Source organism: Aurantimonas sp., assembly GCF_964217435.1.
Taxonomy (GTDB): domain Bacteria; phylum Pseudomonadota; class Alphaproteobacteria; order Rhizobiales; family Rhizobiaceae; genus Aurantimonas; species Aurantimonas coralicida.
Genome location: NZ_CAXPJM010000038.1, coordinates 26,374 through 48,560, shown reverse-complemented (window position 1 = coordinate 48,560; position 22,187 = coordinate 26,374). Strand labels below are relative to the sequence as shown.

At 64.0% G+C, this 22,187-nt stretch carries 18 protein-coding genes and 1 pseudogene; 15 read left to right on the top strand and 4 right to left on the bottom strand.

The genetic code is table 11. The annotated features are described in order from the left end of the window. Positions 1–62: 62 nt before the first annotated feature. On the top strand, positions 63–1,109 hold the full coding sequence (locus ACEQX1_RS15530) for an ABC transporter substrate-binding protein (RefSeq protein WP_370197020.1): 1,047 nt from the start codon (positions 63–65) through the stop codon (positions 1,107–1,109). A gap of 91 nt (positions 1,110–1,200) precedes the next feature. Here the strand turns inward: ACEQX1_RS15530 and ACEQX1_RS15525 are convergent, their stop codons facing one another. Next, on the bottom strand, positions 1,201–2,184 hold the full coding sequence (locus ACEQX1_RS15525) for a ketopantoate reductase family protein (protein ID WP_370197019.1): 984 nt from the start codon (positions 2,182–2,184) through the stop codon (positions 1,201–1,203). Between the two features lie 142 nt (positions 2,185–2,326). Here ACEQX1_RS15525 and ACEQX1_RS15520 point away from each other — a divergent pair, with 142 nt between their 5' ends. After that, positions 2,327–3,247 carry a LysR substrate-binding domain-containing protein gene (locus tag ACEQX1_RS15520; RefSeq protein WP_370197018.1) on the top strand — a complete coding sequence of 307 codons (921 nt, stop codon included), beginning with the start codon at positions 2,327–2,329 and terminating at the stop codon, positions 3,245–3,247. 28 nt (positions 3,248–3,275) lie between these two features. On the opposite strand, the gene ACEQX1_RS15515 is transcribed toward ACEQX1_RS15520, so the two are convergent. Further along, positions 3,276–4,478 (bottom strand): M24 family metallopeptidase, encoded by a 1,203-nt coding sequence (locus ACEQX1_RS15515; RefSeq protein ID WP_370197017.1) that lies wholly within the window; start codon positions 4,476–4,478, stop codon positions 3,276–3,278. Between the two features lie 319 nt (positions 4,479–4,797). Here ACEQX1_RS15515 and ACEQX1_RS15510 point away from each other — a divergent pair, with 319 nt between their 5' ends. The 4 genes and pseudogenes from ACEQX1_RS15510 to ACEQX1_RS15495 form a co-directional block, all read left to right on the top strand. Beyond that, on the top strand, positions 4,798–5,970 hold the full coding sequence (locus tag ACEQX1_RS15510) for an ABC transporter substrate-binding protein (protein WP_370197015.1): 1,173 nt from the start codon (positions 4,798–4,800) through the stop codon (positions 5,968–5,970). 11 nt (positions 5,971–5,981) lie between these two features. Beyond that, positions 5,982–6,815 carry an ABC transporter permease gene (locus ACEQX1_RS15505; RefSeq protein ID WP_370197014.1) on the top strand — a complete coding sequence of 278 codons (834 nt, stop codon included), beginning with the start codon at positions 5,982–5,984 and terminating at the stop codon, positions 6,813–6,815. Then, positions 6,815–7,582 carry an ABC transporter ATP-binding protein gene (locus tag ACEQX1_RS15500; protein WP_188076549.1) on the top strand — a complete coding sequence of 256 codons (768 nt, stop codon included), beginning with the start codon at positions 6,815–6,817 and terminating at the stop codon, positions 7,580–7,582. The genes ACEQX1_RS15505 and ACEQX1_RS15500 overlap by 1 nt, the downstream gene beginning before the upstream one ends. Before the next feature lie 242 nt (positions 7,583–7,824). Beyond that, positions 7,825–9,070 (top strand): annotated as a pseudogene (locus ACEQX1_RS15495) (IS66 family transposase); the annotation flags it as partial. A 128-nt stretch (positions 9,071–9,198) separates the two neighbouring features. Here ACEQX1_RS15495 and ACEQX1_RS15490 read toward each other — a convergent pair. Both ACEQX1_RS15490 and ACEQX1_RS15485 read right to left on the bottom strand, forming a co-directional pair. After that, entirely contained in the window at positions 9,199–11,316 is a 2,118-nt protein-coding gene (locus tag ACEQX1_RS15490) for an acetate--CoA ligase family protein (RefSeq protein WP_370197013.1), read from the bottom strand. A 37-nt stretch (positions 11,317–11,353) separates the two neighbouring features. Further along, entirely contained in the window at positions 11,354–12,136 is a 783-nt protein-coding gene (locus ACEQX1_RS15485; RefSeq protein ID WP_188076551.1) for an IclR family transcriptional regulator, read from the bottom strand. Between the two features lie 202 nt (positions 12,137–12,338). Here ACEQX1_RS15485 and ACEQX1_RS15480 point away from each other — a divergent pair, with 202 nt between their 5' ends. From ACEQX1_RS15480 to ACEQX1_RS15440, 9 genes are all read left to right on the top strand, one after another. Then, positions 12,339–13,481, top strand: coding sequence for an FAD-dependent monooxygenase (locus tag ACEQX1_RS15480; protein WP_370197012.1), 1,143 nt, complete (start codon positions 12,339–12,341; stop codon positions 13,479–13,481). Positions 13,482–13,601: 120 nt separating this feature from the next. After that, the gene (locus tag ACEQX1_RS15475; protein ID WP_370197030.1) at positions 13,602–15,227 is read left to right on the top strand and encodes a benzoate-CoA ligase family protein; all 1,626 of its coding nucleotides are present in this window, start codon (positions 13,602–13,604) and stop codon (positions 15,225–15,227) included. Positions 15,228–15,330: 103 nt separating this feature from the next. After that, positions 15,331–16,296, top strand: coding sequence for a TAXI family TRAP transporter solute-binding subunit (locus ACEQX1_RS15470; protein WP_210310204.1), 966 nt, complete (start codon positions 15,331–15,333; stop codon positions 16,294–16,296). Positions 16,297–16,366: 70 nt separating this feature from the next. Next, positions 16,367–18,346 carry a TRAP transporter fused permease subunit gene (locus ACEQX1_RS15465; protein WP_188076553.1) on the top strand — a complete coding sequence of 660 codons (1,980 nt, stop codon included), beginning with the start codon at positions 16,367–16,369 and terminating at the stop codon, positions 18,344–18,346. A gap of 53 nt (positions 18,347–18,399) precedes the next feature. Continuing rightward, positions 18,400–19,098, top strand: a complete 699-nt coding sequence (locus ACEQX1_RS15460) for a fumarylacetoacetate hydrolase family protein (protein WP_188076554.1) — start codon at positions 18,400–18,402, stop codon at positions 19,096–19,098. Positions 19,099–19,100: 2 nt separating this feature from the next. Further along, a complete protein-coding gene (gene maiA, locus ACEQX1_RS15455) occupies positions 19,101–19,760 on the top strand; it encodes a maleylacetoacetate isomerase (RefSeq protein WP_370197011.1) in 660 nt (219 codons plus the stop codon). 42 nt (positions 19,761–19,802) lie between these two features. Beyond that, a complete protein-coding gene (locus ACEQX1_RS15450; protein WP_188076556.1) occupies positions 19,803–20,906 on the top strand; it encodes a cupin domain-containing protein in 1,104 nt (367 codons plus the stop codon). Beyond that, the gene (locus ACEQX1_RS15445; RefSeq protein ID WP_188076557.1) at positions 20,906–21,463 is read left to right on the top strand and encodes a maleylpyruvate isomerase N-terminal domain-containing protein; all 558 of its coding nucleotides are present in this window, start codon (positions 20,906–20,908) and stop codon (positions 21,461–21,463) included. Before ACEQX1_RS15450 ends, ACEQX1_RS15445 begins: the two co-directional genes overlap by 1 nt. 155 nt (positions 21,464–21,618) lie before the next feature. Then, positions 21,619–22,014, top strand: a complete 396-nt coding sequence (locus ACEQX1_RS15440) for a RidA family protein (RefSeq protein WP_188076558.1) — start codon at positions 21,619–21,621, stop codon at positions 22,012–22,014. Positions 22,015–22,187: the final 173 nt, after the last annotated feature.

Here is a 22,187-nt window from a genome sequence, read left to right as displayed (position 1 = left end):
ATCCTGACTGGACGGCGCCGAACTTCATTCAGAAGCGAATACGACGCGGGAGAAACTGTTCGATGCGCACCGGTCTGACCTTTATCGCATGCGCCGCATTCGCCACGAGTGTCTGGGGTACCAGCGTCCGCGCCCAGAGCGACGACCTTTACGAACGGGCGGCCGAGGAGGGCGAGCTCGTCTATTATGCGCAGGGGCCTCGGCAGGTTTACGAGGATCTCGTCGCACAGTTCGAGGCGGCCTATCCCAAGGTGACAGTGCGCATCGTGCCCGGCCGCTACGATGTGATCGAAAGGATCAACGAGCAGCTCGAAGCGGGCGGCGATCTCGATGCCGACATCGTCACCGCCCAGACCATGCAGGATCTCGTCGAATGGCAGGAGGCCGGGCAGCTTCTCTCGTTTCAGCCGGATGGCATCGAGACCGTTCCGGAGCATCTGAAGCGCGACGGATTCTTCCCGCTCTCCATCTACCTCATCGGCAGCGCCTACAATGCGGAGAAGCTCGCCGAGGGCGAGGCGCCGAAGACGGTCGAGGAGCTCCTGAAGCCGGAGTTTGGGGGCCAGCTGATCTCGACCTATCCCCATGACGACGACGTGACGCTCTATCTCTACGACAGAATCCGCGAAAAATACGGCTGGAAGTTCTTCACGAAGTTCATGGAGCTGGAGCCGACTTTCGTCCGCAGCCACGTCCTCGTCGCCGATGCGCTGAAGCAGGGAACGAGCACCGCTTCGTTCGACCAGATCACGACCTTCAACTCGTCCGAATTCGTCGTGCCGAGCGATATTCCCCTCGTGGCGTTTCCCTACGGGATCGCGGCCTTCGCTGGGGCGAAGCATCCCAATGCCGCGAAACTCTTCCTGAGCTTCGCGCTCACCAAGGAACAGCAGGAGCGCTATGTGAGCCGCAATATCTGGTCGGCCCGCCAGGACGTCGGCCCGCCGGAAGGCTATGAGCCGCTGGAGAGCTACGATGTCGCCGACGGCTTCATCGACTTCATCTCCGACGGCGAGAAGGTGAGGGAGCTGCGGGCACGTTTCGAGGAGATCATCGGGCCGATCGAGGGCGAATATATCAGCACCGCCCCGAGCAGCCAGAAGGAGTAGGCGGTCGGGCGCCACCGTCTCCATCTGCGCCGTGGACCGGGGTCCGCGGCGCGATTTTCTATCTCAGTCGGGCAGGCCGGGGAGATGGCGCTCAGTCGAGCACGCTGCCGCGCGAGCGTGCGCCCATCACCGCCGCGACTGCTTGGAGATGCGGGGCGGCCAAGCCGACGGATCGCGCGATTGCCGCGACGGCGAGGATACCGTTGTCGATCTCCAGCGGGCGCTGGCCGGCCTTCAGATCCTGCAGGAAGGACGTGACATGGGGCGGCGCGGCTTCGGGATCCGTCATCGCCGCCGGATCGGCCTCGACGGCAAGGCCGATCTTGCGGCCGAGTGCCATGATGTCCGTGATCGCACCGATGGAGAGGGTGCGCGTTCGCGGATCTCGGCAGATTTCCGCGACCGTCTGCTCGCAGATCGTCGCAACCGAGGAGATGCCGGCATTGATCAGGAGCTTCGACCAGATGTCATGGCGAATGTCGCCGACGACCCGTGCGTCGTAGCCCCCGGCCGTCGCCAATTCGGCGAATTCGGCGACGACGGGATCGATCGTTCCCGCCGAATTGCCGAGCCGCAGCTTGTTGCGCCGGGGCGTCGTGTTGGTGATCACGCTGGGCTCGCTCACAAGATTGCCGGAGGTGACGACGCAGGCATTCCAGCGATCGGCCGGAACCGTCCGGCTGAAGGCACGGCCGGGGTCGAGGAGGTCGGACAATGCCGCCTCGCCCGCTATCGGCAGACCCTCGGCAAACCACCAGGGCATGCCGTTCATGGCGCTGACGATCCGCGTATCGGGCCCGACCAGCAGCCCGATCGCTTCGAGGGCGGCGGCGAGCGCGCGATATTTGACCGAGAGCACGACGACGTCCTGCGGGCCGAGCTCAGCCGGCGCATCCGTGACCGGCAGGCGGACACGGATAGGAACGGCCCCCTCGGCGCGAAGTTCAAGACCGTTTTCTCGAACCGCCCGAAGATTTTCGCCGCGCATGATGGCGGAGACGTCCGCGCCGCCTTGCGCGAGCCGCACCGCCATGTGGCCGCCGACGGCGCCGGCCCCGAAAATGCAGATTTTCATCGCTCCCAATCCTTTCAAATGGTCCAGTCTCCTGGCCGAGGGCTTTTCACGACTCCCGCCGGAAGCGGCACAGATGGCTCTGCGACTGGCGAAGGCGTCCGGCCGTTGTCCTTGATGCCTGCTCCACGATATTGATCGCCCGATGCCGAGTTCGCTCCAGTTCCCGCAATCGCGTCGCCTCCTGCCCTCGACGAAGGCGCTTGCCGCCTTCGAGGCGGTGGCGCGCCTGAAGAGCTTCACGCGGGCGGCGAGCGAGCTCTCGCTCAGCCAGAGCGCCGTCAGCAAGCAGATTGCAGCGCTGGAGCAGCAGCTCGGCCTGAGGCTCTTCGAAAGCGGCCGCACCCATGGCATCGGCCTGACGCCCGCCGGCGCCCAGTATTTCGAGAGCATCCGCCGTATCCTCGCCGATCTCAGCGCGACGACCGCCTCCCTCATCGCCTTCAACGACGACATGCGCAGCCTGCGCCTCGGCGTGCCGGCGAGCTTCGGCAGCCGTTGGCTGATCCCGCGCATCTCCCGCCTCTTCGAGAGCGAGCCGGACATCACCATCGAATTCGCGACGCGCATGAACACGCGGCTGGAGTCGAATTTCGGCAATCTCGATGCCTCGATCGAATTCGCCCGCGAGCCGGACACGCCCCATGTCTGGCGCCAGCTCATGCCCTGGACCGTGACGGCCGTCGCCTCGAAGGATCTGATCGAGGGCTTCAGGATCGAGGCGCCCGAGCACCTGTCGCGGGTCTCGATCCTGATGCATTCCTCCGACGTGCCGCTCTGGAGCGAATGGTCGGCGCGGATGACCGCGCGGGGCGCGTCCTTCAAGACGGTCGTCTTCGAGACCTATCCGATGGTCTTCCAGGCAGCGGTCGTCGGGCTCGGCGTCGCGATCGCCCCGGCCGCGCTCATGGAAAAGGAACTGGCGAGCGGCGAACTCGTCAAACCCTTTCCCCTCGACCTTCAAAGCCCGCATAAATGCTATCTCGTCTATCCCGGCGACCGCAGCGGTCGGAAGATTCTCACCCGGTTCGAGGAGTGGCTGTTTTCCCTCGATCTCCACGGCTGACGGGGCAGTCCTAGCCATGGCCAGAGCTTCAGGCGACGAGGATGTCCTCCGGGCAGGCATGCACGCGCTCCATCATCCCGTCGCCGTGCAGGAGATAGTTGTCGCAGCAGGAGACGAATTTCTGATCGTCGAAGATGAAGGGATGGACGCCGAGATTCATGTTGCCGGCGAGCGCCATGGTCTCGTCGGAGCGGATCAGCGGCCGCTCCACCACGTCGAGGCCCTGGCCATGGGCGTGGAGGCGGCGCTCCTCCGGATAGCCGTTCGCCCGCATATGGGCGTTGTATTCGGCGAAGATGTCGGCGCAGTCGCGGCCCGGCACCATCTGCGCGAGATTGAACCGGCGCACGTCCAGCACCTTCTGGAACGTGTCCTCCAACTCCGCATGCGCGGGCCCGCCGACCGAGATCAGCCGCGACATATGGGTGAACATGCCGCCGGCGCCCGAATTTTCGAGGAGGATGAAGACGAGATCGCCCTCGCGGATTTCCCGGCCCTGTTCGGAGCGCTGGCGAAGCGGCAGCGATCCGTCGGGGAAGGCGAAGGAGGAGCCGAGGAAGAAGCCGGTCTCGCTGCCGAGGAGCTGCCCGGTATACTGGGCGAATGCCGTAACCTCGTAGTCGCGCCGTCCCGGCTCGATGAAGTCGACGAGCTTTGCCATCACCTCGTCCTGCATCCGCGCCGCCGCGCGGATCAGGTCCATTTCCTCCGGGCTCTTGATCGCCTTGACGAGGTCGATCTCGGGGGTGACGTCGACGATGTCGACCGAGCGGGCCAGTTCGCCGCGTAGCCCAGCACCGATCGCGTGATACATGCCGGCGCCGCCGAGGAGACCAATCCGCCGGTAGCCGCGCTTCCTCACCTCGTCGGCGATCAGCCTGCCGTCGTAGTCCATGGAATATTCGACGGCCGGAAATGTGGGGGTCTGGATGATCTGCCCGAAGCCACTTTGCAGACGTTCGGCGTTCGGCTCGACCACGCCGCCGAAGGCGCCGTGGCGGATGAAGACCAGAGGTCCATCGGCGGGCAGGATCGCCGAGACCGGATAGGAACCGGCGGCCGAATGCCCGGACATCCAGCGCAGATATCCGCCCGTGCCGGTCATGTTGTTCGCCGACTGGCAGACGACCGCATCGAGCCTTTGCGCCCGCATGATCTCGCGGATCAGACCCCAGCGGCGCTCCTGTTCGGCCGTCGTCGTCCGTTCGAGAGATCGAATGTCGTCCACCATCGTCCTGTCCTCCACCACCTGCGCATGGCCTGAAGGAGTATCCCTCCGACGGAAGCTCTGGAATATCGAAAAATTCCATACGGAATGAGGAAATCTCATAACCGATACGATCCATCCTCGAGCTGGACGAGCATGGTTTCGCGCCCTCGGGAGACGATCGGCGCGTCGGCCTGCCTTCGATCGACGATGTCGAGATCCCTCAATTCCAGACCTTTGCCGTCTTCCACGTCGAAAGAAGGGACGAATTTCACGTTCCCGATGGGCACCATGAAGCGCAGGTGAAGCGCGCTCCGGAAGCTGCAAGAATTTCGATGACGGAATGATGGTTGGGACTGGTCATCGCCCGGATTTTGGAATTCATCTTCGAACTTGGAAATTTTCTGCTAGGATTGGCGATGGAGGAGAGCAGTCCGATCTCGGGCCTTGGCCATCATCGGACGACCGGCGGACCCCGGACGATCGGGGCGGCCATTTTTTGGGAGGAAATCTTATGCAAAGGCGTGAATTCATTTCGCTCGCTGCCGCTCTCGGCGCAGCCGGTCTCGCCCCGGGGCTTGCTTTCGGCGCCGCAAACCGGCGGACCAGCCACGCGACGAGCGCGGCCTTCACCGCGATCATCAGCGCGGTCGGCAAGGCCGAGGGCATCTACGAGGATGCAGGGCTCGACGTCGAGATCACGACGCTTCAGCGCGGGTCGGAAGCGCTCCAGGCCCTTCTCGCCGGACAGATCGAATTCGCCGAAATCGCGCCCGCCGCACTGATCCCGGCCGTCGCACAAGGAGCCGAGGTCAAGGTGATCGGCATCCACAGCCACGGCTACTACGGTAAGCTGATCGCCTCCGAGGCGAACAAGGACCTAAAGACGCTCGAGGCATTCAAGGGCAAGAAGATCGGCATCCAGTTCGGGACCGGGGTGCACACGACCTTCATGATCATCCTGCAGAAGCTCGGCTTGAGGGCGTCCGATTTCGAGCTGACCAATCTGCGAGTCAGCGACATGCCGACGGCGATGCAGTCCGGGTCCTTTGACGGCGTGATTGGCTGGGAGCCGATGATGACGCGCATCGTTTCAGCCGGTTTTGGATATGAGGCGATCAGCTCCCAGGACTTCGAGACGATGGCAGGCGTCTATTATCCGTTGCTCCTCGCGACCAAGCCGGAACTCGTCGAAAGCGATCGCGAACTGGTCCAGACCTATGTGACCGCGTGGCGAAGGGCGCAAAAATTCGTCGAGACCAATCAGGATCAAACGGTCGAGATCCTGAAGAGCCAGCTCGGGGATATTGCCGGGGCCCTCGACGAGGAGACGGTGCGCGCCGTCCTTTATGGCGGGACTTATTACGACACGGTCGTCCTGCCTCAGCAGGGCATCGACGAGATGCGCGACATTTCGGCCTATCTGAAGGCCGAGAGCGTCATCCAGAGCGAGCCCGACATCGAGAGGCTTCTCGACATGTCATTCGCCGAGAAAGCTCAAGCGGACGTCGGATGAAGGTGGCGAAATTGACCATCTCGACGATGGAAGACATGCGCCGCGCGACGGCCCTACCGGGCTCGGGACTGAGATTCGCCAAGTCGGCGGCCTATGGTCTCTTGCCGGTTATCGGGATCCTGATCTTCTGGGAAATCACGACCCGGTTGGAAATCTTCCCGCCGATCATCTTTCCACCGATCAGCGCCGTCGCCTCCTCGCTCTATGACATGACGGTCACCGGAACCCTCCTGGTGGATGTCGCCGGGACGTTCCGCCGGCTCACCATCAGTGTCGTCTTTGGCTCCGTCATCGGCGTCGCTCTGGGAGCGGCCATGGGCTATTTCGGTGTCGTCGAGAAGATCGTCGCGCCAAGCCTGAGTTTCCTTCTATCCATCCCCGGCACGGCCTTCTTTCCCCTGACCATGATGTGGTTCGGGTTGAACGAGACAGCGATTCTCGTCATCCTGGTCTACGAGGTTGTGCTGACGACGGCGCTCAGCACATGGTCCGGCGTCAAGATGATCGAGCCGACCATCCTCAATGCGGGCCGCTCGCTCGGCGCCAGCGGGTTCTCGCTGTTCTACCGCGTGCTCGTACCGGCGGCGCTGCCCTCGATCATCACAGGCTTCCGCCTCGCATTCGCCCGCGCATGGCGCATTCTAATCGTGGCGGAAATGCTGGTCTCGCTCGGCAACGGTCTCGGCTATCGGCTTTACTGGGCGCGTGAGATGTTCCTCTCGAGCCAGCTCTATGCCGGGCTGTTCGTCGTCGGCCTTGTCGGCCTTCTAATCGAACGGGCCTTTCTGCGGCCTCTGGAAGTGATGACCGTGCAGCGCTGGGGCACGCTGAGGGAGCTCGACTGATGGCCGAGCTTCACGTCAACAACGTCTCCAAGGCCTATCGCAGCCGGCGCATGTTCGCCTCGAACTCGACGGTCATCTTCAACGATCTCAACATCACGCTGAAGGACGCTTCCTTCGTCAGCGTGATCGGCCCGTCCGGTTGCGGCAAGTCCACGCTCCTCAACATGGCGGCCGGTCTCGAGCCGATCACCGGCGGCGATATCCTAGTAGGTGAGAGCCGAGTCAGAGGTCCGGGCCTCGATCGCGGCATCGTCTTCCAGCAATATGCCCTGTTTCCCTGGCTCAACGTCATCGACAACGTGTCCTTCGGTCTGAAGAGCCTGGGCATGGCCAAGGACGAGCGCTACGAGATCGCGCGCAGATATCTGCGAATGACCGGGCTCGCCGAGCACGAGACCTATTATCCGGCGCATTTGTCGGGCGGAATGCGCCAGCGCGTCGGCATCTGCCGGGCGCTCGCCATCGACCCCGAGGTCCTCCTTCTCGACGAACCCTTCGGGGCGCTCGACGCCTTCACGCGGGAGACGATGCAGAACGCGCTGGAGGAAATCTGCTCCACGGCCCGCAAGACGGTAATGTTCATCACCCACGACATCCGCGAGGCGGTGTTCCTCTCTGACCGGGTCGTCGTGCTTGGCCGTGCGCCGGGCGGCGTGGTGATGGATCTTCCCATCGATCTCGAGAGGCCGCGCAATCGCCACGACCGGGAATTCGCCGAGTATGAGGCGATGCTGGAAAAGGAAATCCGCAATCAGATGCCGCTCTGAGCGGCAGGTCAACAGCAGCCATCCTCTCAAGGCTTCCAGCATCCTGAGCTGATGCGCTCGCCCGCGCAAAAAGCTGAGGGGCGAGGGCGCTCCAACGCCGCCGCCAATCCACCCAAAGCTTCAGTGGTGTGATGCTTGGTTGGTAAGCGTCGTCCCGGTCCCACCTTCCGTTTTTCGATCTGAGCGCTGAGTCTGACGATCCAATGTGAAGATCGTTCTGTGTATGGATTTGACATACGCTTGCGCTCCTCCCATGGATCGAGACCGTCGTCGACATCGAGGACAAGGCCTGCCCATGCTGCCGGCATGCCCTGCATGTCATAGGCGAGGACGCCGAGCGCCTCGACATCGTTCCTGCCCAGTTCCGTGTGCTCGTCACCCGCCGCCCTCGCTACGGCTGCCGATCTTGCGAAGGCGCTGTCGTCCAGGCGCCGGCACCGGCGCGGTTGATCGAGGGTGGCATTCCCACCCAGGCGAGGGTCGCAAAGGTGCTCGTGTCCAAGTATGCCGACCATCTGCCGCTCTATCGCCAGGCGCAGATCTACGCCCGCCAAGGTGGCCATCTCGACCGCTCGACCTTGGCCGACTGGGTCGGCCGGGCGACATTCCTGCTCCGACCCGTCCACGAGCGGCTGCTGGGCCACCTGAAGGCGTCGACCAAGCTGTTTGCCGACGCGACCACGGCGCCGGTTCTCGATCCTGGACGCGGGCGGACGAAGACGGGGCAACTCTTCGCCTATGCCCGGGACGATCGTCCCTTCGACGGCGATGATCCGCCTGCCGTCGCCTATGTCTACGCGCCCGACCGCAAGGCCGAGCGGCCCATCGCCCATCTCCAGGGATTTGCCGGCGTTCTCCAGGTCGACGGCTATGGCGGCTACAGGGTGCTAGCTGAGAAGGGTGGCGTCCAACTCGCCTTTTTTCTGGGCGCACGTCCGTCGACGCTTCTACGGACTGGCCGCTGCCGGTCCCGCGCCGATCGCCTCGGAGGTGCTGGAGCGCATTGCCGCGCTCTACAAGATCGAGGCGGAGATCCAAGGGCGACCTGCCGAGGTCCGCCGACTCGCACGCCAAGAGGGAAGCCTGCCGATCCTCGACGCGCTGGAGCCGTTCCTGCGCGAGAAGCTTCAGCTCATCAGCTAGAAGACCAAACTCGCCGAGGCGATCCGCTACGCGCTCTCACGCTGGGAGGGCCTTATCTGCTTCGCCGGCGACGGCCGCATCGAAATCGACAACAACACCGTCGAGCGGGCCATGTTCACTGGCGCTGACGCGGAAGAACGCCCTGTTCGCCGGCTCGGACGGCGGCGCCGGCCACTGGGCCGTCATCGCCCCGCTGATCGAAACCTGCAAGCTCAACGGCGTCGATCCCCAGGCCTACATGGCCGCCGTCGTCACGTTGATCATCCAGGGCCATCCCAACAGCGCATCAAAGACCTCATGCCGTGCCAGTTCAGGCCCGCTGACGCGCTCGCGGCCGTGGCCTGAGGACTACGCTTACGTTGGTTGGATGAATTCACCCGTCCGAGCGACCATCGCCCGTCGAGACCGTCTTTGGTGGCACCTCAGGATGAAGGGGACTACCGAGTTCGCGCCGAAATCTCATGCTGATTGGGCTAAGATTTCTCGCCGAACACCACGAGGGCGTCGAGGGCGACGGCGCTTGTCTCGTTCACCCGCAACGGGTTGATCTCGACTTCCGTGATCTCGGGGTGGTCGAGGAGGAGCTGGCCTACGGCGATCGCGACGGAGGCGATGGCCGTGCGGTCGCATTTCGGCAAGCCGCGGAAGCCGTCGAGAAGCTTCTTGCCGCGCAAGGCCTCGAGCATCACGGCGGCATCCGTCTCGCTCAAGGGCGCGAGGCCGACGACAGAATCGGAGACGGCTTCGGCCTGCACGCCGCCGAGGCCGATGACGACGCAGGGGCCCCATGATGGATCGCGGACCGCGCCGACGATCAGCTCGACGCCTTCGGGCGCCATTTCCTCGATTAGAACACGGTTTGGCGTCTTAGTCGGGATCGCGGCGATCCGGTCGAGCGCAGCCGAGAAACTTGGCTCGTCGCGAACATTGAGAATGACGCCGCCAACCTCGGTCTTGTGGGGAACGTCCTCGGCGGCGATCTTGACGACCAATGGCTTCTGCAGATCACCGAAGGCGGCGAGCGCGGCCTCGCGGGTTTTACAAAGGACGCTTCTCGGTGCCGCGATACCGTAGCTTCGCATCAGTTGCTTGGCGGCACTTTCGTCGAACGGGCCCGTCAGCTGTTCGCGAACGGGCGAGAGGGTGGTCCGGGCCGCATGCGACAGCCGCCATTGGTGGCGCGCATCGGCGTCGAGCGCGACGCCGGCAAGGGCCAGCCGGTCGGGCCCGATCGCCATCGGCGTCCCGAGGACAGCGAGATCGTCGTGGGCCTTTTCGAGGTCTTTCGCGGGGCCGAGCGTGCCAAAGACTATCGGCTTGCCGGTCGCCTGTTCGGCCGGACGAAGGGCTGTGGCCGGATCGAGCACCGAGGGTTCGCTGATCCCGAAGACGAGGACGGCGTCGATAGCCTCGTCCTCGGCGACGGCCCGCACGATTTCGGGAAATCCCGGCCCCGGACGCCCGGTGTCGACTGGATTCTTGATGAAGGTCATCGGCGGCAACAGGGCCTCGATCTTCTCCATTGTCGTGGGGCCGAGTTCCGGCAGCGCGATGCCGGACGCCTTCAGTGCGTCGGTGATAAGAAGGCCCGGCCCCGCCTGGCCGGTAATCAGCGCCATCGCGTTCGAAGCCTTGGGCTGCAAGCGACGGCGCGAGAATACGGCGGCCGCCTGAGCGAGTTCGTCGAGTGTGTCGACGACGACGGCGCCGGCCTGCGTCAGGGCCGCGACGGTGCGCTCGCGCGAACCCATGAGATTGCCGGTGTGGGAGACCGCAAATTCACCGATATCGGCGCGGCCCGCCACCACGGCGGCGACCGGCTTCCTCGGCGTGACCCGCTTCAGCGTTTCAAAGAGGGCGCGGCCATCTGTGACGCCTTCCAGATGCAGCGCGATGGCGCGGGTGTTCTCGTCCTCCGCGAGGAGGTCGAGCATGTCGCGCGTGCCAACATCGACCGCATTGCCGAGACCGGCCGCGATCGAGACGCCTTCGCCGAGACGATCGAGCAGATAGCCGAGGCTGAGATTGACGCCGCCCGATTGGGCAACCACGGAGACATGGCCGGTCCCTATCGTGTCGACGCCCGGCACGAAGCTCGCGATGCAGCCGGCGGCGGGATTGACGAAACCCGACGTGTTGGGGCCGAGCAGCCGCAGCCCGGTCCGCGCGCAGATCTCGCCGAGCGCGTCCTGAAGCTTCGCGCCCTCGGCGCCGGTCTCGCCGAAGCCGCCCGAGACGATGAAGACGCCGCCTACGCCGCGCTCGGCCGCTTCGGCCGCCGCCTTGACGCAGTGCTGGGCGGGAATGGCGAGCACGGCGAGGTCGACCGGCTCCGGTAGGTCGGCAAAGCTCGGATAGCAGGTAAAGCCCTGGATTTCCGTCTCGCGCGGATGGACGCAGACAAGTTTGCCGGGGAAGCGCGACAGAGTCTTCAGCGCCTGCGACCCGGCTTTCGCGGAATCGGCCGAAGCGCCCACCACGGCAATCGACTGCGGCTTGAAGAGACGCGCGAGATTGGCCCTGCGGGTGTCTTCGAGCACGCTTTCGGTGGCGGCTTCGGTCGATGCGGCGCTCTGGCGTGCTTGGCTCATTCTCATGTCCCTGTTTGGATTCGGCCGAGGCGGGCGATCAGGCGATTTCCCGCATTACGGAGCGGCTGCGGCAGAAGGCGAGCAGCGTCTGAACCGGCAGCGCGTCGGGCAGGACGCTCGCCGGATCGACGCCGACGAGGGTGACAGCGGCCTGCACCTCGCCCTGCCAGTCGAGGATTGGCGCCCCCGCCGCGACGAGGCCGGGAATGAACTGGCCGTCGACGGTCGCGTATCCCCGTTCGCGGATGTCGCCGGTCAGCTGGGCGATGCCGGCTCTCGTCGGCGCGACATCCGGGAAAAGCGCGGGATTGCGGGCCGCGCGCCGCAGCTCGCTGTCGAGCGTCGCCTGGATCGGCGCTCGCGGCGCCCAGGCGAGAAAGACGCGACCCGTTGCGGAAGTAAGGAGCGGCAATGTCGTCCCGAGGCCCATCGAGGTGACGACGGGCGAGACGCTGCGCTCCCAGCGCACGACCGTCGCGCCCTCGTTCGCCCAGACCGAGAGGAGTGCCGTCATCGAGGTTTCGAGGGCGAGATCCGGCAGGCCGTCAGCCGTGCGGTTGACGAAATCGTTGCGGGCGAGCGCCGCGAGCCCAAGCTGCATCGCGGCCGGACCGAGATCGTAGCGTCCCGAGCGTCCTTCCTGGCGGGCGAGACCCGCCTGCATAAAGGAGGCGAGATAGCGATGCACCTTGCTGACTGGCATTCCGCAATTGCGGGCGATCTCAGACAGGGTCATCGGCCCGTTCTGTCGTGCAATGAAGGTCAGGACGCTCAAGGCCGCCTGAAGCGACTTCAGACCACTCGCGTGTTCTTCAGCCATGATGTGCACCCCCTTTCGGCAGGGCCTTTAAGGCGATCGGAAGATTGCGGAAACGGTTGTGAGAACAAAGGCTCGATACCGCCATTCCGCTCGGTTCCTTGCCGCTTTCTGAGGGAGGGAAGATTTTGATAATGCGGGATGGATTGCATATCATGATAAACGTGTCTAGCTTTCCGTTTGTCAGGGACACTTGGGAGAAACGATGTCCAACCTGTCGAGCGTCGAGATTTTGGGCGGTGGCCCGGGCGGACTTTACACCGCCATTCTTTTTCGCAAGCTCATGCCGAATGTCAGCATCCGCGTGACCGAACAGAACCCGGAAGGGGCGACCTTCGGCTTTGGCGTTGTGTTTTCCGATCAGGCGCTCGGCTTCCTGAAGGCCGACGACCCGGAGACGCATGAACTGATCGCCCCGCACATGGAGCGCTGGCAGGACATGACGCTGAACCTGCCGGACGGGCAGGTCACGCTCGATGGCGTCGGCTTCACGGCGATCGGCCGCCTCGAGCTGATCGAATTGTTGAAGGAGCGCGCCCGCTCCCTCGGCGTGGACATCCGCTTCGACACGGTCGTCGAATCCCTGGACGATTTGAAGGCCGATCTCGTGATCGGCGCGGACGGGCTGAATTCGCTGGTGCGTCGGTCCTTCGAGCGGGACTTCGCGCCGAGCGTCGACTATTTCGACAATCACTTCGCCTGGTTCGGCGCGACCATCCCCTTCGATACGCTGACCCAGACCTTCATCGAGACCGACAAAGGCCCGCTCAACGCCCATCATTATCGCTTCTCGCCTGATCGCAGCACCTTCATCGTGGAATGTGAGGACGCGACCTACAGGGCCTTCGGCTTCGGCGAGATGGGCGAGGGGGAGAGCGCGAAGCTCTGCAGCGAGCTCTTCGAAGATGTTTTGAGGGGCACGGCGCTGGTCACGAACAAATCGATGTGGCGCCAGTTCCCGCGCCTATGGTGCCCGAATTGGGTTTCGGGCCGCAAGGTGCTTCTCGGCGACTCGGTCCACACGGCGCATTTCTCGATCGGCTCGGGAACGCGGCTTGCGATGGAAGACGCCATCGCGCTCGTGAAGTCGCTTGCGGCCCACGACGATGTCGACGAGGCGCTGAAGACCTATCAGGAACAGCGTCAGCCGATCGCCCGCAAGATCGTCGCCGCCGCCAACACCTCGGCGACCTGGTACGAGAGCTTTGGCGAAAAGATGGGCAAGTCGCCGCTCGACTTCGCCTACGACTACCTGATGCGCTCCGGCCGCATGAGCGAAGAACGCCTGCGCAAGATAGCGCCCGGATTTGCCGCCGAATACGAAAAGCAACGAGCCCTTGCGAACTGAAGGCGCCGCGTTCCGGAACAGCGGAAGCGCGGTGATTTCCGACAGATAGGGAGATGCGCCGGTGACCCATAGGCGCCGAGGCATACGGGAGAAGGAGAAGACATGTCGGGTCTGGCGCATATGCGGCCTTCGGACAGCGGGCACACGGAAGTGAATGCGATCAGCGATCCGGTCGGCGACGATGCTCCGGCCATCGCAGAGATCGGCTTCGATCGCGCGGCGCATCGTAACTGTTCGGAGATTCTCTGGCAGAACCTGACGCTGAATCGGGAAAAGTCCGCCATCATAGGGCCCGGCCGCACCTTCACCTATGCCGAGCTCGTGGACGAGGCCTCGCGCTGGGGCCATGCGTTTCAAGACTTTGGGCTGAAGCGGGGCGAGCGCATCGCCTTTTTCCTCGACGACACGCCGGTCTTTCCGGCCGCCTTCTTCGGGGCCGTCCGTGCCGGCTTCGTGCCGGTTCTCCTCAACATCTTAACGCCGCCGGATACGTTGAACTTCTTCCTCGCCGATTCCGGCGCGCGGCTCGCGCTGGTCGATGCAAGCTTTTCGAAGATCTTCGACGGCGAGACGGTGAAGGGAACCGCGCTCGAGAAGACGATCGTCGCCAATGGCGAGGCCCTGGGCCCCGACCGCATTCCGGCGGCGGATTTCATTGCGGGCCGTCCCGGCGATCTTCCCTGCGCCGATACCGGGCCGGACGACATGGCCTTCTGGATGTATTCTTCGGGCACGACCGGCCGTCCGAAGGGCATCGTCCATCTCCATCACGACATGGCCTATATCCAGGAAAGCTTTGGGGCACATGTCCTGAAGCTGAAGCCCGAGGACATCTGCTATTCGGTACCGAAGCAGTATTTCGCCTATGGCTTCGGCAATTCGATCGTGTTCCCGTTTTCCGTCGGAGCGACGGCGCTGCTCGTGCCTGGCCAGCCGAAGGCGGATACGGTGCTCGATTCGATCGAGACCTTCAGGCCGACCGTCTTCTTCGGCCTGCCGACGCTTTTCACCGCGCTCTGTCGCGCCGAGGGCGTCGCGGCTCGCGATCTTTCCTCGGTTCGTCAGTCGATGTCGGCTGCCGAGATCCTGTCGGAGGACGTCTACAACTCTTGGCAAAAGCTCGTCGGACACGGGCCGACGGAGGGCCTCGGCTCGACCGAGGTGCTCCACGTCTATCTCTCGAACCGGCTCGACGATCACCGGATCGGCGCTGCCGGCGCCCGCGTTCCGGGTTACGAGGTGCGGCTGGAAACGCCCGAGGGAGAGCCGGCGAAACCCGGCGAGGAAGGCGTCATGCTGGTGCGTGGCCATTCCAATGCGCCGCTCTACTGGAACCGGCCGGACAAGACCGCTGACACCATGCGCGGCGACTGGCTCTATACCGGCGACCGCTTTCTGGAGCGGGACGGCTTCTACTACTTTCAGGGCCGCGCCGATGACCTCATCAAGGTGTCGGGCCAATGGGTGTGGCCGCTCGAAGTCGAGCGCTGCCTCAACGATCACTCGGAGGTCCATGAATGCGCAGTCCTCGCCCATCAGCTGGAAGACCGGCGCATGGCGCTGAGGGCGATCGTCGCACTGAAGGCCGGTGTCGAAGCCGACGAGGTGCTGACCGCGAAGCTGCGCGACTACGTCAAGACGAAGCTCACCCCTTACAAGTCTCCGCGCCTCTTCGAATTCGTCGACGAACTGCCGAAGACCGGCACCGGCAAGATCGACCGTCAGGCGCTGGTGAAGGGCGGCTGAAGGGCGGCACGAACGAACACGGGGGGAGTGGCCGTCGTTCATGGTCCCGCTGAGGGCTGCAATCGAGCCGACGGAGAACGTCGACGCCAATGGGAGGAAACAGATGAAATTCATGAAAACGGTGATCGCCGTGGGATTTGCGATCGGCCTTGCGGGCACGGCCCATGCGCAGGTGTCGTCGATTTCGACGCCGCCGCAGGGCTCGGTCTGGAACACGATGGCGACCGTGATCGCCGGGAAGGCGCGCGAGAGCGGCGGCATTCGCATGGTCGTCCAGCCCTATGGCGGCAATGCCCAGATGATGCAGTCGGTCAACGAGGGGCTGGCCGAGTTCTCGCTGAACGACGTCAACGACGTGATCACGGCGGTGGAAGGCAGCGGCGAATACGAGGCCGCACTTACGAACCTGCGCGTCGTCGCGCGAATCAACCCGTTTCCGATCGGGCTCTACGTCAAGGAAAACTCCGGAATGACGGCGGTCGCGGACCTTCAGGGCAAGAGCGTTCCGTCCGGCTGGGACGCCTTCCCGATCGCCCGCCCGCACATCACAGCAATCCTCGCCGCTGGCGGTCTCACCTGGGATGACGTCGATCAGGTGCCCGTCCCGGAGCTTATTCGCGGTTCAGACGACATGGCCTCGGGCCGCGTCGACAGCGCCTTCTTCGCCGTCGGCGGGCCGAAGGTAGCCGAGGTCGACGCCTCGGTTGGTGGCGTCCGCTTCCTGACGGTCGATCCGAGCGACGAGAACCTCGCCGAGATCCAGAAGGTGCGCCCGGCATTCTACTTTTCCGAAGTGACGCCAGCGCCGCCTCGCGTCGGCGTCAAGGAGTCGATGGCCTTCGTGACTTGGGACAACATCCTCGTCGCCGGAACCCACGTCTCCGATGAACAGGTGAAGACGCTTCTGACCGTCCTATTCGACGAGGCGGCGGCGATTGGCGAAGCCTATCCTCCGCTGCGCGCGCTCAATCTGGAGACCGCCTACAAGGCTTATCCGGGCGTCGAATACCACCCGGCGGCCGTCGCATTCTTCGAGGGACGCGGCGTCGCGCAGGGCGCGGCCGACTGATCGGCCGTCCCTGACCTCAAGGCGGGAGGCCATGCGGGTCTCTCGCCAATCCTTCGCTCAAGGCAAACGAATGGCGATCGACGAACGATCCGAGCTATCAGACGAGACCGGCGGGCCATTGGTCGCGGAGGCCGGACCGCGCTGGGCCGGCGCGGTGAAGGCCGCGCTTGCCGGCCTCCTCACGCTTCTGTCGCTCGCGCAGGCGGCCGATACCGGCTCGCGCCTCGGCTATTCTTATTACACTGAACAGTTCCTCGCCGTCGTCTTGGGCCTCAGCCTCGCCCTCGTCTTCCTTGGCCAGAACGACATGCAGGGCGGGACCTCTGCGCGCCGGGGCCCCGGCGCCCTCGACATCCTGCTCGCCGCGATCGGGTTCGGGCTTTCCCTTTACGTCGCCTGGTTCTATCCCTCGCTGGTCGGCCGGGCGTTGATGCTGCCCTGGGATGCGCTGATCGCCGGCATCCTGCTCTTTCTTCTCGTGCTCGAAGCGCTGCGCCGCTGTGTCGGCTGGGTGCTCGTCATCGTCGTCCTAGTGATCGCCGGATACGGCCTGATCGGCCATCTGGTGCCGGGCATACTGCAGACGCGCGAGGTCGCACCTGCCCGCATGGCGGTCTATCTCGCCTTCGATCCAAACGGGCTTCTCGGCCTGACGCTCAACGTCGCGGCGACCGTCGTCATCGCCTTCGTCTTCTTTGGCCAACTTCTCCTCCATTCCGGCGGAGCCGACTTCTTCAACGACATCGCCTCGGCCACGATGGGCCGCCGGCGGGGCGGGGCGGCGAAAATCTCGATTGTCGCGTCCGGCCTCTTCGGCTCGATCTCCGGCGTCGTCGTCTCCAATATCGTCGCGACCGGCGTCGTGACGATCCGCCTGATGATCAATTCCGGCTTCCGCCGCACCACCGCCGCCGCCGTCGAGGCCGTAGCCTCCACCGGCGGGCAGATTGCGCCGCCTGTCATGGGTGCCGTCGCCTTCCTAATGGCCGATATCCTGCAGAAGCCCTACGCCGAGATCGTCGTGGCGGCGATCGTGCCAGCGCTTCTTTATTACGTCTCGCTCTTCGCACAGGCCGATCTTCTCGCCGCCAAGCAGGATATCAAGCCGGTTGATTGCGAGGACATGCCGCCAATCGGCCAGGTGATGTCGCGGGGCTGGGTGTTCATACTGCCGTTCGCAGCAATTGTGATCGCGCTCTTCTGGTTCAACCAACGGCCGGAAGCGGCGGCGCTCTGGGGTGCCGGCGCGGCGCTCGCGATCGGGCTTACGGTCGGCTACGGCGAGACCCGCATGGCACTCCGCCATCTCTGGGGCTGCTTCGTCGAGACCGGTGCCTCGATCACCGACATCATCATGATCTCGGCCGCTGCCGGCTTCATCATCGGCGTTCTCAACGTCACCGGTCTCGGCTTCGCAGTCACCTTCGCGCTGGTCGATCTCGGGCAGAGCAATCTCTTCCTGCTTCTCCTCATCGCGGCCGCCGTCTGCCTCGTCCTCGGAATGGGCATGCCGACGGTCGGTGTCTATCTGCTGCTCGCCGTCCTCGTCGCGCCCTCGCTGGTCGAGACAGGGGTGGAGCCGATCGCCGCCCATCTCTTCATCTTCTATCTCGGCATGATGTCCATGGTGACGCCGCCGATCGCAATCGGGGCCTTCTTCGCCGCCTCGATCGCCAAGGCTTCGCCCATGGACACGGCCTTCGAGTCCATGCGCTTCGGCTGGACGGCCTATATCGTGCCCTTCCTCTTCGTCTTCTCGCCGGGGCTTCTTCTCATCGGCAGCCCGCTCGACAGCCTGATCGCGGTGGTCACTGCCGTCCTCGGCGTCTATGCGATCTCGGCCGCCTTCATTGGCTGGCTGCACGGGTCGGCGGGCATCGTCAGGCGCATCCTCATCGGTATCGCTGGTGCCGCCCTGCTCCTGCCGCCGGGCATCGGCGGCGAGCTGACGCTCTGGATCAATGGCGTAGGTCTGCTCGGTCTGGCCGTAGCCTGGGGTCTCGGGCGCGAAACCTCAAACGACAAGCGGACCGAGACGGTGCGGAGCTGACCGCCGCCGCTTCGCCCGCTGGAATGCGTACCTCTGCAATGAAGGAAGATTGAATGGCTTATGTTTTCTCGCCGGCTCCCGTCCCGACCACCGCTGTCGCAAACAGTGAGGATCGCCTGCCGGTGCGCCGCATCTTCTGCGTCGGGCGAAACTATGCCGCTCATGCGCGCGAGATGGGCAAGGATCCGGACCGTGAGCTGCCCTTCTTCTTCACTAAGCCCGCGGACGCCGTGGTGATGGACGGCGAGACGATCGCCTATCCGCCCGAGACTGAGAATTTTCACTACGAGGCCGAACTCGTCGCCGTCGTCGGCACAGCGGGGAAGAACATCCCCGACGCCGACGCGCTGTCCCATATCTGGGGCTACGCGGTTGGAAACGACCTGACGCGCCGCGACCTCCAGCTCGCCGCCCGCGACAAGGGCCGGCCTTGGGACATGGGCAAGAGCTTCGACCGCTCAGCCGTCATCGGCCCTGTCCATCCAGTAGCGGACACGGGTCACCCGCAGGAAGGCTCGATCCGCCTCACCGTCAATGGCGAGGTGAAACAGGATGCTGATCTTGCCGAGCTGATCTGGGGCGTCGACGAGATCGTCTCTATCCTCTCGCAGTCGGTCGAACTGCGCCCCGGCGACCTGATTATGACCGGCACGCCGGCGGGCGTCGGGCCGCTGAAACCGGGCGACACTTGCGTCGTCTCGATCGCAGGTCTGGGCGAGATCACCTCCACCATCGGACCCCGCGAGGCGTGACGATGGCGCTGACGCTGACGCTGACGCTGCACAATTTCTTCCGGTCCTCGACGTCAACGCGGCTCAGGGCCGCGTTGAACCTCAAGGGCCTGGAATATGATCAGATCGCTTACGTCCTGCGCAAGGGTGAGACGCGGACGCCGGATTATCTGAAGATCAATCCACAGGGGCTCGTGCCGTCCCTAGAACGGGAGGACGGGAAGGTTCTCACCCAGTCGCTCGCCATCATCGAATGGCTGGAGGAGACCCACCCCGAGCCCGCCCTGCTGCCGAAGGACGCAGATGGACGCGCTCGAGTCAGGGCGCTCGCCCAGATGATCGCGCTCGAAATTCACCCGCTCAACAACCTCAGGGTCCTCAGCTATCTTGCCGAGCATCTCGGCGCGGACGAGGCTGCCCTGCAAGCCTGGTTCGCCCATTGGGTGAGGACCACTTTCGACGCGCTGGAAACCATGCTCGCCCGAGATGCCGAGACCGGCCAATTCTGCCATGGCGACACCCCGGGCCTCGCCGATCTCTGCCTCTATGCGCAGGTCTGGAACAACAAGCGGTTCGAGGTCGACATTGCCACTTGGCCCGTGATCGCTGGCATTTTTGCCCGGCTCGACGCCCTGCCGGCTTTCCGCGACGCCGCGCCCCCCAATCAACCCGATACTGCCTGAGCCCGCCCGGGCGGCAATGAGACAACGAAACGGAGGATTGTCATGAACGAGGCCGTGACCCACGAAAGCGTCAACCACGCCATGCAGCCCGAGGATACGCCGGAACTGCGCGCGCTCTACAAGGGCTTTGCCGACAACCATCTGATCCCGCTCTGGACACAGCTTGGCGATCTGATGCCGGTCCATCCGAAATCGAAAGCGGTCCCCTTCGTCTGGAAGTGGGCCGATCTTCTGCCGCTTGCCGAGAAATCCGGCGAACTCGTACCGGTAGGGCGAGGTGGCGAGCGTCGAGCGATCGGTCTCGCCAATCCGGGCCTTGCGCCAAATGCCTATATTTCTCCGACGCTTTGGGCCGCCATCCAGTATCTCGGCCCCCGCGAGACCGCGCCCGAGCACCGCCACTCGCAGAACGCCTTCCGCTTTGTGGTCGAGGGTGAGGGGGTGTGGACCGTTGTCAACGGCGATCCGGTGCGCATGTCGCGTGGCGATCTCCTGCTGACCCCAGGCTGGAACTTCCACGGTCATCACAACGATCGCGACGCGCCCATGGCCTGGATCGACGGGCTCGACATTCCCTTTAGTCAGCAAATGGATGTGGGCTTCTTTGAATTTGGCTCGGATCGCGTCACGGATTACGCCACGCCCAACTTCTCGCGTGGCGAGCGGCTCTGGTGCAATCCGGGTCTGAGGCCGCTGTCGCAGCTTCAGGACGCGGTCTCCTCGCCGATTGGCGCCTATCGGTGGGAATACACCGACCGGGCGCTGACTGAGCAGCTGCTTCTTGAAGATGAGGGCCAGCCGGCTACGGTCGGGCAGGGACATGCGGCGATCCGATACGTTAATCCGACGACGGGCGGCGATGTCATGCCAACGATCCGTTGCGAGTTTCACCGTCTGAGGGACGGCACCGAAACGCCCTCGCGTCAGGATGTCGGATCGAGTGTCTTTCAAGTGTTCTCCGGAAAGGGGGCGGTGGTCTTGGGCGGCAAGACGTACCAGCTCGAGAAGGGGGACATGTTTGTGGTTCCGTCCTGGATCCCATTCTCCTTACAGGCCGAGACGCAGTTCGATCTCTTCGCCTTTTCCGATGCGCCGATCATGGAGCGGCTGCACTTCTCGCGCACGAGGATGAAAGGACAAGATTGATGCCATCGTCCGATATCTATCAGGCGGCGCGTGAGGGCCTAAGGGCAAGGCAGGGCCAAGGCGCGCGCTACGATGCTCACAATGCCCCGGTGGATGAACTCCTGCTCGCCCGGCGAGGAGCCGCCTTCTTCGCCCGAAAGGTTAATGAGCTCGATGACAGAGACTTTGCTGTGCCCTCAAGGCGCGAAGGCATGAGCCGGGCACACCTCGTCGCCAATGTCAGCTACCGGGCGCGGTCGCTAGCTCTGGCGGTAAAAGGTATACGGGAAGGGTTGACCGAGGAAGAGGCCGCATGGCGGCCTGACGCAGCGCTCGCCGCGACGCTACCGGTACGTGCAATCCGTCATTTGAATTATCACAGCGACGTTCACCTGAACGTCGAGTTCCGCGATCTCCAGCCGGAGCATTGGGACGGCGAAGAGATCGTATTCGACGGTGAGACGCTCGCGGTTCGCGCGACGCCACTCCTGCGCGCCCGCGACGTCTGGATGGCCGCCCTTGATCTTGCCAATGGCGCGCGTCCCGCCGATCTGCCCGCACAACTGCGACCTCAATGAACTCCCACCAGATTGAGCTGCGTCAACAGCCATTCACCTAATCCCGCACAATCCAAATGTCCGACCCTTGCAGTACAAGCTGTCGTCACGCGTGCGCCGTGTGTCGAGCGGAAACGTGCAGATGCACTCTCCCAAAAAACCTAAGGAAGCGATCCATGGCATTCACGAAAACCACCCTAGAGCCCACCTGGGAGGCTAAATACGCCTACTCCCCGGCCGTCGTGACCAAAGGCGGCAAGATAGTCTGGTTAGCCGGCCATGTAGGTTTCATGGATGATGACGGTCAGTCGCTCGCTGGCCAATTCGAGCACCAAGTCCGCCAGACCTTCAAGAATCTCGAAGCGACCCTTGGCCGCGTCGGCGGCAGTCTAACGGATGTTGTTTGGATGAACGTCTCGATCTCCGACGGCCGCTACTCGCAGGTCTTCACCGAAATTCGCAAAGACATATATGGGAAGGATTTCCCGGCGAGCACCCTTCTGACCACCGCCGCTTTCGCTCACCCCGACATCTTGGTTGAGATCACGCCCGTAGCCGTCATCCCTGACTGACCTCAATCGGCCGTAGGGCGAATAGGCCTGGGCATCGACCGAACGGGTTTTGCTGGCGAGGCGCTACGCCCCCTCTCAAAGCGATCCGGCCGCGCGCATCACATGCAGGAATGGTAAGCTGATCGAACCCCGGACCGTCCGTTATTCAGACAATTAATCTGCCGGACTCGACG